Annotated in this window: 7 protein-coding genes; 5 read left to right on the forward strand and 2 right to left on the reverse strand. The window is 68.2% G+C overall.

Annotation, left to right across the window (positions count from 1 at the left end; translation table 11 throughout):
* Positions 1–17 precede the first annotated feature (17 nt).
* The 5 genes from Pla123a_RS06890 (at position 18) to Pla123a_RS06910 (ending at position 11,341) form a co-directional block, all read left to right on the forward strand.
* Complete coding sequence (locus Pla123a_RS06890) at positions 18–3,359, forward strand: glycosyl hydrolase (protein WP_146585252.1); 3,342 nt, start codon at positions 18–20, stop codon at positions 3,357–3,359.
* 14 nt (positions 3,360–3,373) lie between these two features.
* Positions 3,374–4,498, forward strand: coding sequence for a hypothetical protein (locus tag Pla123a_RS06895; RefSeq protein ID WP_197527763.1), 1,125 nt, complete (start codon positions 3,374–3,376; stop codon positions 4,496–4,498).
* A complete protein-coding gene (locus tag Pla123a_RS06900; RefSeq protein ID WP_197527764.1) occupies positions 4,495–6,918 on the forward strand; it encodes a glycoside hydrolase family 95 protein in 2,424 nt (807 codons plus the stop codon). The genes Pla123a_RS06895 and Pla123a_RS06900 overlap by 4 nt, the downstream gene beginning before the upstream one ends.
* Positions 6,915–10,178 (forward strand): glycoside hydrolase family 2 TIM barrel-domain containing protein, encoded by a 3,264-nt coding sequence (locus tag Pla123a_RS06905; protein WP_146585256.1) that lies wholly within the window; start codon positions 6,915–6,917, stop codon positions 10,176–10,178. The genes Pla123a_RS06900 and Pla123a_RS06905 overlap by 4 nt, the downstream gene beginning before the upstream one ends.
* A 170-nt stretch (positions 10,179–10,348) precedes the next feature.
* Positions 10,349–11,341 carry a glycoside hydrolase family 43 protein gene (locus tag Pla123a_RS06910; protein ID WP_231956352.1) on the forward strand — a complete coding sequence of 331 codons (993 nt, stop codon included), beginning with the start codon at positions 10,349–10,351 and terminating at the stop codon, positions 11,339–11,341.
* A gap of 642 nt (positions 11,342–11,983) precedes the next feature.
* Here Pla123a_RS06910 and Pla123a_RS06915 read toward each other — a convergent pair.
* Both Pla123a_RS06915 and Pla123a_RS06920 read right to left on the reverse strand, forming a co-directional pair.
* Entirely contained in the window at positions 11,984–12,409 is a 426-nt protein-coding gene (locus Pla123a_RS06915; protein ID WP_146585258.1) for a glycoside hydrolase family 95-like protein, read from the reverse strand.
* Between the two features lie 72 nt (positions 12,410–12,481).
* Complete coding sequence (locus tag Pla123a_RS06920; RefSeq protein WP_146585260.1) at positions 12,482–15,622, reverse strand: rhamnogalacturonan lyase family protein; 3,141 nt, start codon at positions 15,620–15,622, stop codon at positions 12,482–12,484.
* Between the last annotated feature and the right edge of the window lie 12 nt (positions 15,623–15,634).

Genomic DNA, 15,634 nt, shown 5'->3' on the forward strand with positions numbered 1-15,634 from the left:
CGCGCGTCACCCGAACCGTGCTCACCCTGGCTGGGCTGCTCGTTGCGCTGATCTGCCCGCCGGCCCAGGCAGAGATCGCCGATTTGCGCCGGGCGTTCGACACTCCCGCCGCCGACGCCAAGCCGTGGGTCTTCTGGTACTGGCTCGATGCGGCCGTGTCGGCCGAGGGCATCACCGCGGACCTCGAAGCGATGCAGGCGGCCGGCATCGGCGGCGCGTACCTGATGCCGATCTACGGGCCGCAGGAGCCGCCGCTGATCACGCCGCCCGCAACACAGCTCTCCCCCGAGTGGTGGGAGCTGGTCCGGCACGCGGCGAGCGAGGCCGACCGGCTCGAGCTACGCCTGGCGATGCACCTGAGCGACGGCTTCGCCCTGGCCGGCGGGCCGTGGATCACCCCCGAGCAGTCGATGCAGCAGGTAGTCTGGTCTCGGGCGTCGGCTGTAGGCGGCCAAGCAGTTGAGCTCGAGCTGCCGCGGCCGCTGGCGCGCGAGGGCTACTACCAAGAGATCGCCGTGCTGGCCTTCCCCACTCCACAGGGCGAGGGAGTCTCGACGGCGAACGTGCCGGTCACGGTGACCACCAACGCCGAAGGCCAGCAGGCGCAGCAGCTGGTCGTGGCGGGCAACAGCGAGCGGCTCCGCTCCGCCGAGCCGTGCGTGATCGACTTCGCGTTCGAGGCGCCGTTCACCTGCCGGTCGGTCACAATCCGCCCGGACGGCGGCAACTACCAGTGCCAGCGGCTGCGGCTCGAGGTCAGCGACGATGGCCATGCGTACCGTGTGGTCAGCCGGCTTGCCCCGCCGCGTCACGGCTGGCAGGACGAGGGCCGGCCGGTGACGCACGCCGTGCCGGAGGTCACCTCCCGCTACTTCCGGCTCGCCTTCGACCCGGCCGGCTCGGAGCCGGGCGCCGAGGAACTCGACTCCGCCAAGTGGAGCCCGGTGCTGAAGGTGCAGGGGATCGAGCTGTCGGGCGCTGCTCGCGTCCACCAGTACCGCGGCAAGTCGGGCGCGGTGTGGCGGATCTCGCCGCCGACGCGCGAACGCTACCCCGCGTCCGCCCGCGTGGCAAGCGCCTCGATTCTTGATCTCAGCGACCAGCTCGGCCCCGACAACATGCTCCGCTGGGACGCGCCGCCGGGCGAGTGGACCGTGCTCCGCTTCGGCCACACGTCGACCGGCAAGCAGAACGCCACCGGCGGCGGTGGCCGCGGCCTAGAGTGCGACAAGCTCAACCCGGCGGCCGTCCGGCTGCAGTACCAGAGCTGGTTTGGCGCCGCACGAGAAAAGCTCGGCGGCCCGCTCGCCGATCGCGTGCTGACCCGGCTGCACGTCGACAGCTGGGAGTGCGGCAGCCAGAACTGGACCGAGTCGCTCCCCGAAGAGTTCATCAAGCGCGGCGGCTACGCCGCGCGCCGGTGGCTGCCAACGCTCGCCGGCTACATTATTGACTCTCCCGATGCTTCCGAGCGTTTCCTCTATGACTTCCGCCGGACCCTGACCGACCAACTCGACGACGCGTTCTTTGGAACGCTCGAGCAGCTCGCCAGTGAGGCCGGCGTCGAGTTCACGGCCGAGTGCACCGCGCCGACCATGCTCGGCGACGGGCTGCGGCACTTCCAGCACGTCGACATTCCGATGGGCGAGTTCTGGCGTGACAGCCCAACCCACGACAAGCCAACCGACATCCGCGACGCCATCTCCGCGGGGCACATCTACGGGAAGCGGGTCATCGGGGCCGAGGCCTTTACCCAGCTCCGCATCCGCTGGGACGAGACGCCCGCCCTGCTCAAGCCGCAGGCCGACCGCCACTTCTGCCTCGGCGTGAACCAGCTGGTGTACCACGTCTGGATGCACAACCCGTGGCTCGACCGCCAGCCCGGCGTCACGCTCAATGGCATCGGCGCCTATCTGCAGCGCGACCAGGCCTGGCAGCCGATGGCGCCCGCCTGGATCGGCTACTGCCGGCGGCTGCAGTCGGTCCTGCGGCAGGGCGACCCGGTGGTGGACATCGCTGTGTTCACCGGCGAGGAGCTGCCGAGCCGCAGCGTGCTGCCCGAGCAGCTCGCGTCGACGCTGGCTGGATTGTTCGGCGCCGAGCAGCTCGCCCGTGAGCAGCAGCGACTGGCCAACGAGGGAACGCCGACCCGGGAAGTTCCCGAGGGGGTCAGGCACTCCGCCAATATTTCCGACCCGGCCGCCTGGTCCAACCCGCTGCAGGGCTACCAGTACGACTCGCTCAATCGCGACGCGCTGCTGCGGTTGGCGGCCGTGCAGGACGGGCGGATCGTTCTGCAGGGGGGCGCTAGCTACGCGCTGCTGGTGATCCCCGCGCCGCGGCCGTCGGCGCCGGGTGGGATGACGGTCGAGGTCGCCGAGAAGCTGCTCGAGATCGCCGAGGCGGGCGGGCGGGTGCTGCTGGCGGAGTTCCCCAGCCGCACGCTCGGCCGGCACGAGGACAGCGAGTACGACGTCCAGGTCGGACGGCTGGTGGCGCGGCTGGTTCGCAGCCCCAACGTAACGGTCGGCGCTTGGCGGGAGCCGCACCTCGCGTCGATCGGCGTCGCGCCCGACTTTCAGGTTTCTCAGCCGTCTGGCGAACCGGTCACCGAGCTCGCGTGGACCCACCGCCGTGGCCCTGGCTGGGACGCCTACCTGATCGCCAACCAACAGGACGCGCCGCGCGAGTTGGTGTTCAAGCCCCGTGTGCCGATCGAGCACGCCGAGGCGTGGGACCCGGTCACCGGTCGACGAGAGCCGCTGCCGGCCAGCGGCGCGGGCGCGCCGCTCCGCTTGTCGCCCTGGCAGTCTTTGCTGGTGGTGCTGACCGACGAGGACGAAACCCCCCCGCCTATTTTCGGCCGCCCCGAGATCAACGAGCTCGACGCAATCTGGCGGGTTGGCTTCGACAGCATCGTGGGGTCTCCGCCGGCGACCATGACGCTCACCAGGCTGCAGGACCTGACCCGCCTGCCGAACCCGGCGGCCCAGCAGTTTGTCGGCTCCGCCCGCTACACAACCAGCATGGTCGCCCAGCCGCAGCAGGCCGCCGGCCGGGCGTGGATCGATCTGGGCGAGGTCGCCGGCATGGCGCGGGTGATCGTCAACGGGCAAGCGTGCGGCGTCGCCTGGACGCCGCCCTACCGCGTCGAGGTGACCGACGCGCTGCGGCCCGGTCGGAACCAGCTCGAGGTTGAGGTTGCCGGCGTGTGGCGCAACCGGATGGTTGCCGACCAGCAACTGCCCGCAGACCAACGCCTGACCTGGACCAACGCCCGACCGCTGCCCGAGTCGGCCGGTCCGGTTCCGTTTGGGCTGCTGGGGCCGGTGCGGCTAGAAACAACAAAACCCCAATAAGGGCAATTCACCCGATGAACGCACGCAACGCGAACCTGCTGCTGGCGCTAGTGATTGGCATGGCCGCCCCCCAGGCGGATGCCGACAGCCCCAGCCCCGCCGCAGTTGACGCCATCGTGGACGCCACCGTGGTCACCGCCGTGGTCACCGCCGTGGACGACGCGGTCATGCAGCAGACCTTCGACGAACTGCAAACCCCCTACAAGTACGGCACGCTGCTGACCCCCGACGAGGGGGAGTACTTCGACTGCCCCAACGTGTTCCGGCACGACGGCGTGTGGTACATGATGTACGTCAAGATCCGCGACCTCGTGGGCTACGAGACCTGCATCGCCCGCAGCGACAACCTGCTCGACTGGGAGCCGCTCGGCACGATCCTGCCGTTCCAGAAAGAGGGCTGGGACCGCTGGCAGGCCGACGGCAGCATCGCGCTGGTCGACCCGGTCTGGGGCGGCGGTTCGAAGGTCGGCGCCCACGACGGCCGCTACTGGCTGTCGTACTTCGGCGGTCACAAGCAGGGCTACGAGACCGACCCGCTCGCCATCGGTCTGGCCTACACCAAGCACCTCGGCTCTGGCGAGCCGTGGAAGCGGCTGGCCGAGAACCCGGTGCTCTCTCCCGACGACGCCGACGCGCGGCCCTTCGAACAGAAGACGCTCTACAAGAGCCACATCTTCCACGACGAGGCCCAGACGCTCGGCGCCCCGTTCGTCATGTACTACAACGCCAAGCAGCGGGACGCCTGGGTCGAGCGGATCGGCATCGCGCTGTCCGACGACATGATAAACTGGCGTCGGCACGGCGCCGGGCCGGTGGTCGACAACCACAAGGGGATCACAGGCGACCCTCAGCTCATACGCATGGGCGACCTGTGGGTGATGGTCTACTTTGGCGCCGGTTGGAAGAAGGGGATCGGCGCGTTCGACACCTTTGCCTGCTCGCGCGACCTGGTGCACTGGACCAAGTGGGAAGGGCCCAACCTGCTCGAGCCTTCCGAGGACTACGACAAGACCTTCGCCCACAAGCCGTGGATGCTGAAGCACGAGGGCGTCGTCTACCACTTCTATTGTGCGGTGGGCGGCAAGAAGCGGACGCTCGCCCTGGCGACCTCCCAAGACCTACGCAAGGAACAACCGTGACGCGACTAATCGCCACACTGCTAATCGCGGCGTCGGCCTCCACGGCCGTCGCTCGAGAGATCTGGTTCGACAAACCGGCCGAGCGTTTCACCGAATCGATCCCGCTGGGCAACGGCCGGCTGGGGGCGATGCTGTTCGGCGGGACCGACGAGATGCGGGTCGTGCTGAACGAGGCCGGCATGTGGTCCGGCAGCCGCCAGGACGCCGACCGGGCCGAGGCCCACGAGTCGCTCCCGGAGATCCGCCGTCTGCTGCTGGCCGGCGACAACGCCGCGGCCGAGCGACTGGTGAACCGCAACTTCACCTGCACCGGCCTGGGATCGAACCACGGCAAGGGTAAGGACGCGCCATACGGGTGCTACCAGCAGCTCGGCGAGCTGAACATCCGCTTCACGCACGACTCGGCAGGGTCGCCGGCGGAGGACTACCGCCGCACGCTGCTGCTCGACCGGGCGCTGGCCCGCTGCCAGTACACGCAGGGGGGCTGGAAGTACTACCGCCAGGCGTTTGTTAGCAAGCCGGCCGAGTGCTTTGTGCTGTGGATGCAGAGCGAGGTGAGCGGCGGGCTGAGCCTTGAGATCAACTTCTCCCGAGCAGAGAACGCCACGGTCGAGCCGTTCGACGACGAGACCCTGCTGATGACCGGCCAACTGCCCGACGGATACGGCGGCTTCGCCGGCGTCGGCTTCGCCAGCAAGCTGCGTGTCGTCGCCGAGGACAACACGGTTTCAGTCGAGGGCGACCGCATTGTGGTCGACCGCGCGAGCAGCGTTCTCATCGCGGTGTCGGCGGCGACTGTTATTGAGAGCTTCGCCGGCCGCGCGGTCGAGGACCCGGTCGAGCAGACCGAGCGGGACCTCGACAACCTCCGCGGCAAGAACTTCGCGATGCTCCGGGCGGAGCACATCGCCGACTACCAGAAGTGGTTTCTGCGCTCCTCGCTGCGGCTCGGCGAGAAGCTGCCCTCCGATCACCCCAGCGCCAAGCTGCCCACGCCCGAGCGGCTTGCGAAGTACGCCGACGACCCGACCGACGCCGACCTGCTGGCGACCCTGTACGACTTCGGCCGCTACCTGCTGATCTGCTCGTCCCGCGCCGGCGGGCTCCCGGCCAACCTGCAGGGCATCTGGGCCGAGGAGCTGCAGACGCCTTGGAACGCCGACTGGCACGCCAACGTCAACATCCAGATGAACTACTGGCCGGCCGAGATCACGAACCTCTCACCGCTCGCCGAGCCGGTTTTCGACCTGATCGACTCGCTGGTCGAGCCGGGCGGCCGGACCGCCCGCGCGTACTACGACGCGCCCGGCTGGGTGGCCCACCTGCTGCTCAACCCCTGGGGCTTCACCTCGCCCGGCGAGTCGGCCGCTTGGGGCTCGACCGTGTCGTGCTCGGCGTGGATGTGTCAGCACCTGTGGGACCACTACCTGTACACGCTCGATGAGGAGTTCCTCGCGGAGGTCTACCCGACGCTACGCGGCGCGGCTGAGTTCTACGCCAGCATCCTGATCGAGGAGCCAACGCACGGCTGGCTGGTCACCGCGCCGTCCAACTCACCCGAGAATGCTTTCCTCGATGAAGATGGAAAATCGCTGCACACCTGCATGGGCCCGACCATGGACCAGCAGCTGCTGCGGTACCTGCTGGGCGCAGTGATCGACGCCTCGCTGGTGCTCGACCGCGACCAGGAGCTCCGCACGCGGCTGATTGAAACACGCGACCGGCTCGCGCCCAACCAGATCGGCTCGGACGGACGCCTGCTGGAGTGGCTCACCGAGCGGCCCGAGGCCGACCCGCACCACCGACACATCTCGCACTTGTGGGCGGTCTACCCCGGGCAGGAGATCAACGCCGACACGCCCGAGCTGGCCGACGCCGCGCGGCAGACGCTCAACGCCCGAGGCGACGGCGGCACCGGCTGGAGCCTGGCCAATAAGGCGTGCCTGTGGGCGAGGCTAGGCGACGGCGATCGGGCCCTGACGATGATCAGCAACCAGCTCCGCCCGGTCGGAAAAAAAGGGAACGACGGGATCCGTTGGCAGGGCGGAACCTACCCCAACCTGTTCGACGCGCACCCGCCGTTCCAGATCGACGGCAACTTCGGCGCGACCGCCGCGATCGCCGAGATGCTCTTGCAGAGCCGACTCGACGACGTGGCGGGCGACCGCGCGGCGGTGATCTCGCTGCTGCCGGCGCTCCCTGCGGCGTGGCCCGACGGCGCGGTCACTGGCTTGCAAACGCGGGGCGGGTTCACGATCGACCTCGTGTGGGCCAACGGCCGGCTCTCCAAGGCCAAGATCACATCGAAGCACGGGCTGCCCGCCACGCTCAAGCTCGGCGACGCGACGCGTGCCATCACGCTGGCCGCTGGCGAGGCGGTCACCGTCGACGCGAGGCTGAACCCGAGTGGTTCGCAATGAGTAGGATCGTCCTGCTGGCCTGCCTGCTGGGCTCCGCCTGCGCAGCCGCCGCGCCCGATTGGGAGAACCAGCAGGTGCTCGCCATCAGCCGCGAGCCGACTCGGGCGACCTTCTGGCCGCTGGCCGACGCGCAGGGCGTCGACTCCAATGACTCGCCCTGGGTCCGTTCGCTCAATGGCGACTGGCGGTTCAACTGGTCGCCCGACCCCGAGCAGCGGCCCGCGGCGTTCTTCCAGCCAGGCTACGACGCCTCGGATTGGAAGACGCTTCCGGTCCCGTCGAGCTGGCAGATGCACGGCTACGGCACGCCGATCTATGTCAGCGCGGGCTATCCGTTCAGGGTCGACCCGCCGCGTGTGACTTCTGAGCCCAAGGAGACTTACACCGCTTACGACGCCCGCAATCCGGTTGGGAGTTATCGACGCGGGTTCGCGGTCCCCGAAGTGTGGAACGGCCGCCGCGCGTTCCTCCACTTCGCCGGCGTCGAGGGGGCGTTCTACGTGTGGGTGAACGGCCGGCGGGTCGGCTACAGCCAGGGGAGCCGCTCGCCCGCCGAGTTCGAGATCACGAACGCGGTGCAGGCCGGTGAGAACCAGCTGGCGGTCGAGGTCTACCGCTGGAGCGATGGCTCCTACCTCGAGGACCAGGACATGTGGCGGATGGCGGGAATCCACCGCGACGTGACGCTGTACTCCACGCCGCCGCAGCGGATCTGCGACTTCACGGTCCGCACCGAGCTGGACGAAGCGTACCGCGACGCGACCGTCACGGTCGACGTCGAGCTCGACGCGCCCGCCGCCGAGGACCTCGCGGGTTGGACAGTAGCCGCCACGCTGTTCGACGGCGACCAGCAGGTGGCCGGCGCTGAGCACGACGCCGAGCCGATCCTCAACCGCGCCAATCGGTCGAGCGTGCTCAACGAGCGCACGCCGCAACGCGGCGCCGGGCGGTTCGATTGGCTCACACTGAAGGTTCCCGCGGCGAAGCTTTGGACCGCGGAGACGCCGCACCTGTACCGGCTGGAGTTGTCGCTCCGGAGCTTGAAAGGCGAGGTAGTCGAAACGGTCGGCTGCGGAGTTGGCATCCGCGAGATCGAGATCACCGGCGGCCAGCTCTTGGTCAACGGCCATCCGGTGCGGCTCCGCGGCGTGAACCGTCACGAGCATGACCCCGCTACCGGGCACGCGATCAGCCGCGAGCGGATGGAGCAGGACCTCCGGCTGCTGAAGCGGGCGAACGTCAACGCGGTCCGCACGGCCCACTACCCGAACGACCCGTACTGGTACGAGCTGTGCGACCGCCACGGGCTGTACTTGATGGACGAGGCCGACCTCGAGACGCACGGCCTCCGCGGCAAGCTGTCGGGCGACCCACGCTGGGCCGCCGCGTTCCTCGACCGCGTGGTCCGGCTCGCCGAGCGGGACAAGAACCACGCGTCGGTCGTGATGTGGTCGCTCGGCAACGAGTCGGGGCAGGGCGCCAACTTCGCCGCCTGCGCGGGCTGGCTGCACGCCTTCGACCCAACGCGGCCGGTGCACCACGAGGGCGCCCAGGGCGACCCCCGCGACCCGCCATGGGTCGACGTCCGCAGCCGCTTTTACCCGCGGCTCCGCGCCGATTACCTGAACCCGTCGGCGCTGTCGGACGCCGCGCCCGAGCGGGCCGAGAACGCCCGTTGGGAGCGGCTGCTCGACCTGGCGGAGAACGAGGCCGACCCGCGGCCGGTGCTCACCAGCGAGTACGCCCACGCGATGGGCAACGCGATGGGCAACCTCGACCGCTACTGGCAGGAGATCTACTCGCACCCCAAGCTCCTCGGCGGGTTTGTGTGGGACTGGTGCGACCAGGGCCTGAATCGCACCGCCGATAAAGGCCAGCAGTACACGGCCCACGGCGGAGACTTCGGCGACCAGCCCAACCACGGCGCGTTCTGCCTGAACGGCGTCGTGCTGGCCGACCGCACGCTGACGCCCAAGTACTGGGAGTTGAAGCACGTGTACCAGCCGGTTGAGGCGGAGCTCGTCTCGGTCGATGATGGCGGCGTGACGGTGCGGCTCCGCAACCGGCAAGACTTCGTCGATCTGAGCGGCTACCAGTTCAAGTGGACCTTGCTGCGGGACGGAGTGGCCAACAAGCAGGGCGAGGCCGACCTGCCCGAATGCGCCGCCCGCGGGGAGTGCGAGTTGCCGATTGCGATTGGTGGCTGGGACCCATCGCAGCCGGGTGAGCGATTGTTGAACCTCGAGTTCTCGCTGCGCGAGGCGACCAGCTGGACGCCCGCGGGATTCGTAGTCGCTTCTGAGCAGCTCACCCTCGTTGGCGATCTCGCCGACGACCTTCCGCTGGCGTCCGAAGTCGCGAACCGCCTCGCTACCCAAACCGACGACGCCTTGAATGACGACTTTCACCGCCTGATCAGTGAGCTCTCTCGATCTCCCGATGCTTTGTTCCGGATCGACTGGCGCAGCGTCGGGGTCGATCTTTCGCAGTCGAGAAACGGTGGGAAGCCGTCTTTTGGTCCGAGGCCACAGGTATTCCGCGCGCCAGTCGACAACGACCGGGGCTTTGGCGGCTGGCTCGCGCAGGAGTGGCGTGACGCTGGCCTTGCGGAGCTGGAACTTCAAAAGACGACGGTGCAGTCGATGAACATTGGGGCCGCGGGCGCCCGCCTCGCGACCGTGCGTCAATACAAAGCGACCGAGGGCAGCGTGCGGGTAGTCGACGACTGGCTGCTGCGGCGCGATGGCCAGTTGGAGCTCACCAGCCGCATCACGCCGGACGCTTCTCTGCCGCCGCTGCCACGCGTCGGGCTCGTGATGCGTGTCAGTGATGCCTACGACAACCTCGCCTACTACGGCCGCGGCCCGCACGCCAACTATCCGGACTGCAAGGCGAGCGCCTTTCTGGGTCGGTTCCGCAGCACGGTCGCCGAGCAGTACTTTCCTTGGCCCCGCCCGCAGGAGACCGGCGCCCACCAGGACACGCGGTGGGTCGAGCTCACCGACGACGCCGGTCGCGGCGTGCGGGTCACCTCGCTCGGCGAGCCGTTCGCGTTCTCGGCGCTGCCGTACACCGCTCAGCAGCTGGCGGCCGCGACGCACACCGACGACCTCGCACCCCGCCCAGACGTCATCCTCTCGATCGACGCCGCCCAGTGCGGCCTCGGCAACAGCAGCTGCGGGCCCGGCGTGCTGCAGGAGCACAGTGTGCCGCCGGGCAAGACCTACGAGCTGCGGCTGCAATTCGAGCCGGTCAAATGATCTACGGCTATCGATGCCGCCTCGGTTTCTGTCACATGTTGAAAACATAAACGCAATGGAGTTTTCTTGCGTTAGGCCCGGGTGTGCTTTAGACTGAACGACTGCCGCGACGATCGCCGCGCCGCACTGCTTGCCTGCTCTTCTGTTGGGACCTCTGTCAGGGATTCGCCATGCAATCATCTCGCCCACTCTTAGCGTTTGTCCTGCTGGCCAACGGCGTTGCCGCCCAAGCCGCCGAGCAGGCCGCGCCGGCCGGGTTCTTGTTTGTCACCTTCCGCAGCGAGGGGGGCGAGCTCGCCGAGCAGGTCTACTTCGGCCTCAGCGAGGACGGCCGCCGCTGGTCCGCGCTGAACGACTCGCAGCCGGTGCTCGTCAGCGAGCTCGGCGAGCGCGGCGTCCGCGACCCGTACCTCATCCGCCGTGCCGACGGCGAGGGCTTCTACCTCATCGCCACCGACCTCTCGACCCACCACAACGGCGACTGGGGCCGCGCGGTCCGCGCCGGCAGCCACGCCATCATCATCTGGGAGTCCGAGGACCTGGTCGACTGGTCCGAGCCCCGCCGTGTCGAGGTCGCCCCCGACGACGCCGGCTGCACCTGGGCGCCCGAGGCGGTCTACGACCAGCAGCAGGGCGACTACCTCGTGTTCTGGGCGTCGACCACCGCGCGGGACGACTTCGCCAAGCACCGCATCTGGGCCGCCCGCACCAAGGACTTCCGCGACTTCGGCGAGCCGTTCATCTACATCGAGAAGCCGACCACCGTGATCGACACCACCATTGTCCACGGCCCCGACGCCTACTACCGCTTTACCAAGGACGAGAAGTTCAAGGCCATCACCATGGAGACCTCCCCCTCCATCGACGGCCCCTGGACCGATGTCCCCACCTTCTCGCTCGCCAAGCTCCGCGGCTACGAGGGCCCCGAGTGCTACCAGATCGAGCCCGCGTCCGGCGACAAGCCGGCCGTCTGGGGGCTGATCCTCGACAACTACGCCCGCGGCCGCGGCTACCAGCCCTACACAACCACCGACCTCGCCGCGGGCGAGTTCGAGCCGGCCGAGGGATTCGAGTTCCCGTTCCGCTTCCGCCACGGCTCGGTGACGCCGCTCTCGGCCGACGAGCTCAAGGGCGTCCGCGCGGCGTACGGCGCAACGAAGTGAACAATCGGTAAGTGGTCAGTCGGCAGAGAAAAACCCAGCCGGCGACCTGCGCCTCGCCGGTCGCCTCGCTACCGGCCACACGCCGCGAGACTTTTGTCCAGGCCGAGTTTTGTCCCCAATTCCAACATCGATTCCTAGGGACAAAAGTGGGGCCCCATTTCGGGCGTGGTTTTTCGTAAGCTCCTATATTGAAAGAGCTTAGGACGGCGGCTCGCCTGCCATCCCCCCGACTTTTGTCCGTCGCTGCGCGCTGGAGCGGACAAAAGTCCAACCAACCAGCCACCCCAACAATCAACGGCGGAAGCCGATTGGTGTCACCGCCCCCAGGAGGCTTGGTCCACGCCGATTGCGAGCCCCAGCAGCCCTTCTATTGGACCGCGCTGGGTGGCTCTTTTCGATAAAGAATTGCTAGGCTCATTGCTGCAGGGATGCAGAGGAATGCTTTCCTTCTGTGGCGCGGTAGTCGGCCATCGTGAACCCGTCTCAGAACAGAGAAAGCGAATGGCAAAGACGCCAGGAAGTACACGCCTGCCTTGCCGGGCACGGTTGCGTTTCAAGAGCACGAGGTCAAGTTCATGCCAGCCAAGTTCTTGCGGCGGCTGATGTCGCAGATTAGACCTGTCCCCGTTTGCCCGTGGCCAGTCAGGGAGCTTGGACTACGAGGTAGGTAGTCCCTTGCTGAGCGTCGAAGCGTAGGCGCAGGCTGTCGCCGCTGTTGTCGATGGTGGAATCGACCGTTGTTCCATCGGCGTCAGTGACCACGACCGACGATCTCATCGGGGGCAGCACGAGCGTGCAGGAATTGTCGCGGCGGGGTGTTATCTCGATGCGGGTGATTTGGCCCGCGACTATTTCTGCGGAGACCTCGGAGCCACCTCGGGCGAGGAACTTCCGGAAGGCGACGGTCGTCGTCTTGGGAACGGAGGGGAGCAGTTGGATCCTGCCGCTCCTGGAACTGCAGAGCCGTTTCGGCTCAAAAGAGAACGCGTCCCAGGTCCTGTCGGGAGTATCCAGTTGCAGCACGCGGTCTTCTTTCACCGCCTGCCACCAGTAGCCGCCGGGGAACATCCTCCAGAGGCGGAGCGTGAAGTCTCAATCACAGCCGCAGAGTGCTCTGCAACCGAGTCGCGGCGCCGCGCGCTAGAGCTTCCTACCCTTCGGGCCCATGGCTTCGTCGAGGAGGCCTGTCTCCGTCGACCCGCCGAAGGCGTCGTCGGTAGACGACTGATGGGAGTCGTCGCTCACGGCTACAAAGCTGGGCCGCGTTAAGGGGCGTCCGATGCGGCGGAGTTCGGCGTCAAGCAACGACGCGTTCGAGGTCGCGGCGGATGGGACTGGGGTGGTAGTTTCCCCAGCGGCTAGCTCTTGCGGCGGCTTCGCATCCGCGGGCTGCCCGGCTAGCAGGGCAAAGGCGGCGTCCTGCAACGAGTACGCGTCCGCTGCTTCGACAGTCGCGAGCGGCGCCAGGGCGATTGTTAAAGCCGCCGATGCGATGGGGGCCGGGAACACGGCCGGCAGAGCCGCGACCGCGCCGTAGTTGTCACGCCACACGTCGCGGTCCGCCTGATCGACCACGCCGTTGTGGTTGCCATCGGCTGCTAGGTTGTCGGTGCTGCCCTGCGTGTCCCGCCAGACGGCGTAGTCGGCCGTGTTGACCAGGCCGTCGCCGTTGTAGTCGCCGCCCAGCTCGCCGCCGAAGAAGAGGGGACGCTGCGGGGCAGGGTCCATCCCCTCGCCGATCCAGTAGCTGGGGTGCGAGGGCTGGTTGTACGCCACGTTCTGACCCGCGACCGACGACCGGTAGTGCGTGTCGTGCATCAGGGTCGGCAGCCGCGAGCCGGCAGCGATCGTGGTGGTCCAGATCTCGAGCGCGGTGCTGTCGCTGCGGCGCCAGATGACCTCCTCCCGCCAGTCGCCCAGGATGTCGGCGGCCAGGCTCGGGGTGCTCTTCGTGCCGTTGTTCGACGACAGCCCCGACGTGTTGTTGATGCCGCTGTTGCCCGACGAGACCAGGTTCGACCGGCCGGGGTTGTTCCACTCGGAGATGGTGGTCCCGTCGAGCAGCTCACGCGACAGGTCGCCGTCCCACCAGACGGCAAAGTTGTACATCATGCCGCCGGGCGTGGGGTACAACGCCTCGCCGGAGACGTTGTAGACGTAGCGGGTCCCCTCGTTGGTCGAGGCCCAGAACTCGTACCCGGGGTGGTTGGGGTCGATGTCGGCCGCGACGCCGCGGCCGACGTCGTTGTTGGAGGGGATCTGGAACAGCAGCTCGCCGGTCTGGGCGTCGCGGAGCTCGCCGCCGGCGTCCCTCCCGTTGCTCTCGTACTGGCTTGGGCTCTCGTGAACCATGAACACCTCGAGGCCCGGGTTCGAGGGGTCGAGGTCGGACACGTGGATCGCGTCTCCGTGGCCCAGGCCGGTGGAGTACAGGCCGGAGCCGTCGTGGTCGAGGGCCGCGGCGCCGTGGATGACCTCGTCAAAGCCGTCGCCGTCGACGTCGGCGATCACCAGCGCGTTGGTGCCCTGTGCGATGTACTCGGGGTTGGCGCCGTTGGTCGCGGCGTTGAACCGCCACCGCTGCGTTAGTTCTCCCGAGCGCCAGTCGAGCGCGACGACCTCGTTGCGGGCCTGGAAGCCCCCCTGCGGCCCGTAGTAGCCGCGGGCCCAGACGATGCTCGGACGCACGCCGTCCAGGTAGGCGACGCCCGACAGGAAGCGGTCGACGCGGTTGCCGTAGGAGTCGCCCCAGGTCGACGCGCTGATCCGTTCGAGCGGGAAATCAATCGTCTTCAGTTCTGCGCCGGTGAGCCCGTCGAACACGGTCAGGTACTCGGGGCCGGACAGGACGTACCCGCTAGAGTTGCGGTAGTCGGCGTTGGGGTTGTCGCCGTCGAGCAGCACATCGTTGCCGAGGCCGTCGACGGTCCCGGGCGCGGTCTTCAGGACGACCTCCGAGCGGCCGTCGCCGTCGAGGTCGTAGACCACCATCTGCGTGTAGTGCGCGCCCGCGCGGATGTTGCGGCCGAGGTCGATCCGCCACAGGAAGTCGCCCTCCAGCGTGTACGCGTCGACGTAGACATTGCCCGTGTAGCCGGACTGCGAGTTGTCCTTCGAGTTGGACGGGTCCCACTTGAGGATCACCTCGTACTGCCCATCGCCGTCGAGGTCGCCGACGCTGGCGTCGTTGGCAGAGTAGGAGTAGCTCTCGCCGGTCGGCGTGACGCCGCCGGCGGGGATCGAGAGCGGGATGGTCAGGTGCTGCTCGATCGCCGCGGAGGCGGCCAGCGTGTAGCCCTCGCTGAGCGGCCCCTCGACCCCGTCCACCACGGCGGTCACGTAGTAGGTGTTCTCCAGAGCGGGGTTGGCCGTGGCGTCGACGTAGTCGGTCGTTTGGGTGATGGTCCCCCGGTGGAGCAGGACCGGCGGGCCGCCGTCGGTCGACCGGTAGACATTGAAGCCGACGTTGGGGTCGTCGGTCCCGAGCAGCCGCCAGCCCACATACACCGACGACGCCGACGGGCGCACCGCGACTACGCCGCGGTTGAGGTTCTCGACCTGGCGCGGGAGCGCTACCGGGTTCGTGGGGTAGGCGTCGTCTGGGTCGACGTCCGGACCGCCGTCGTCCAGTTCGAGCACCGGACGCAGGGCCGGGTCGGGGTTCTCACGCGAGCCGTAGCCCCAGCCGCGGTACGCGCCGGCGTCGATGTAGGTGACGAAGGTCGCCAGCCCGCCGTCTGCCTGCCGGCGTTTCAGGAACGCGAGCAGGTCCGGCCCCGTGAGCGACTGGGCGGCGCCGTCGACGTCGAGGACCGCCTCGGTGACGTCGGCGCCCGATTCCTCGTTGAGGCTGTACAGCCGAGACGTGTCGAGGCCGTCGCCGTTGACGCCGGTGTACTCCAGGCCGGCGTTCCCTTCGGCGAGGGTCGCCTCGTCCCAGTCCTGCGGCGTGTTGCCTGGCAGCGACAGCAGCCCGTACACGTCGAAGCGGCTGGCGACAATGTTGTCGTTGCGGGCGGCGGCGGTCTTGAACAGCTTGAGCGAGGCCGATTCGTAGGCGCTGAAGTCGATGCCGGAGACATCGAAACGCACGTACGAGGTCCGGTCGCCCGGCCCATTGGCGTCGAGCGTGTCGAGCACCGCCGCGCTTCCCGCCCCGACCCCGGCCTGCGTGTAGGCATCGGCCTCCGCGCCCAGGGAGGTGACCGCGAGCAGCTGCCTAGCTTCCAACGCTTCGAAGGAAAGCCGCTGGCGGGATTGGCGATGGGTCGGAACGTGCATGCGGGGCGGGGT

The organism is Posidoniimonas polymericola (genome assembly GCF_007859935.1).
In the GTDB taxonomy this organism is placed as follows: Bacteria; Planctomycetota; Planctomycetia; order Pirellulales; family Lacipirellulaceae; genus Posidoniimonas; species Posidoniimonas polymericola.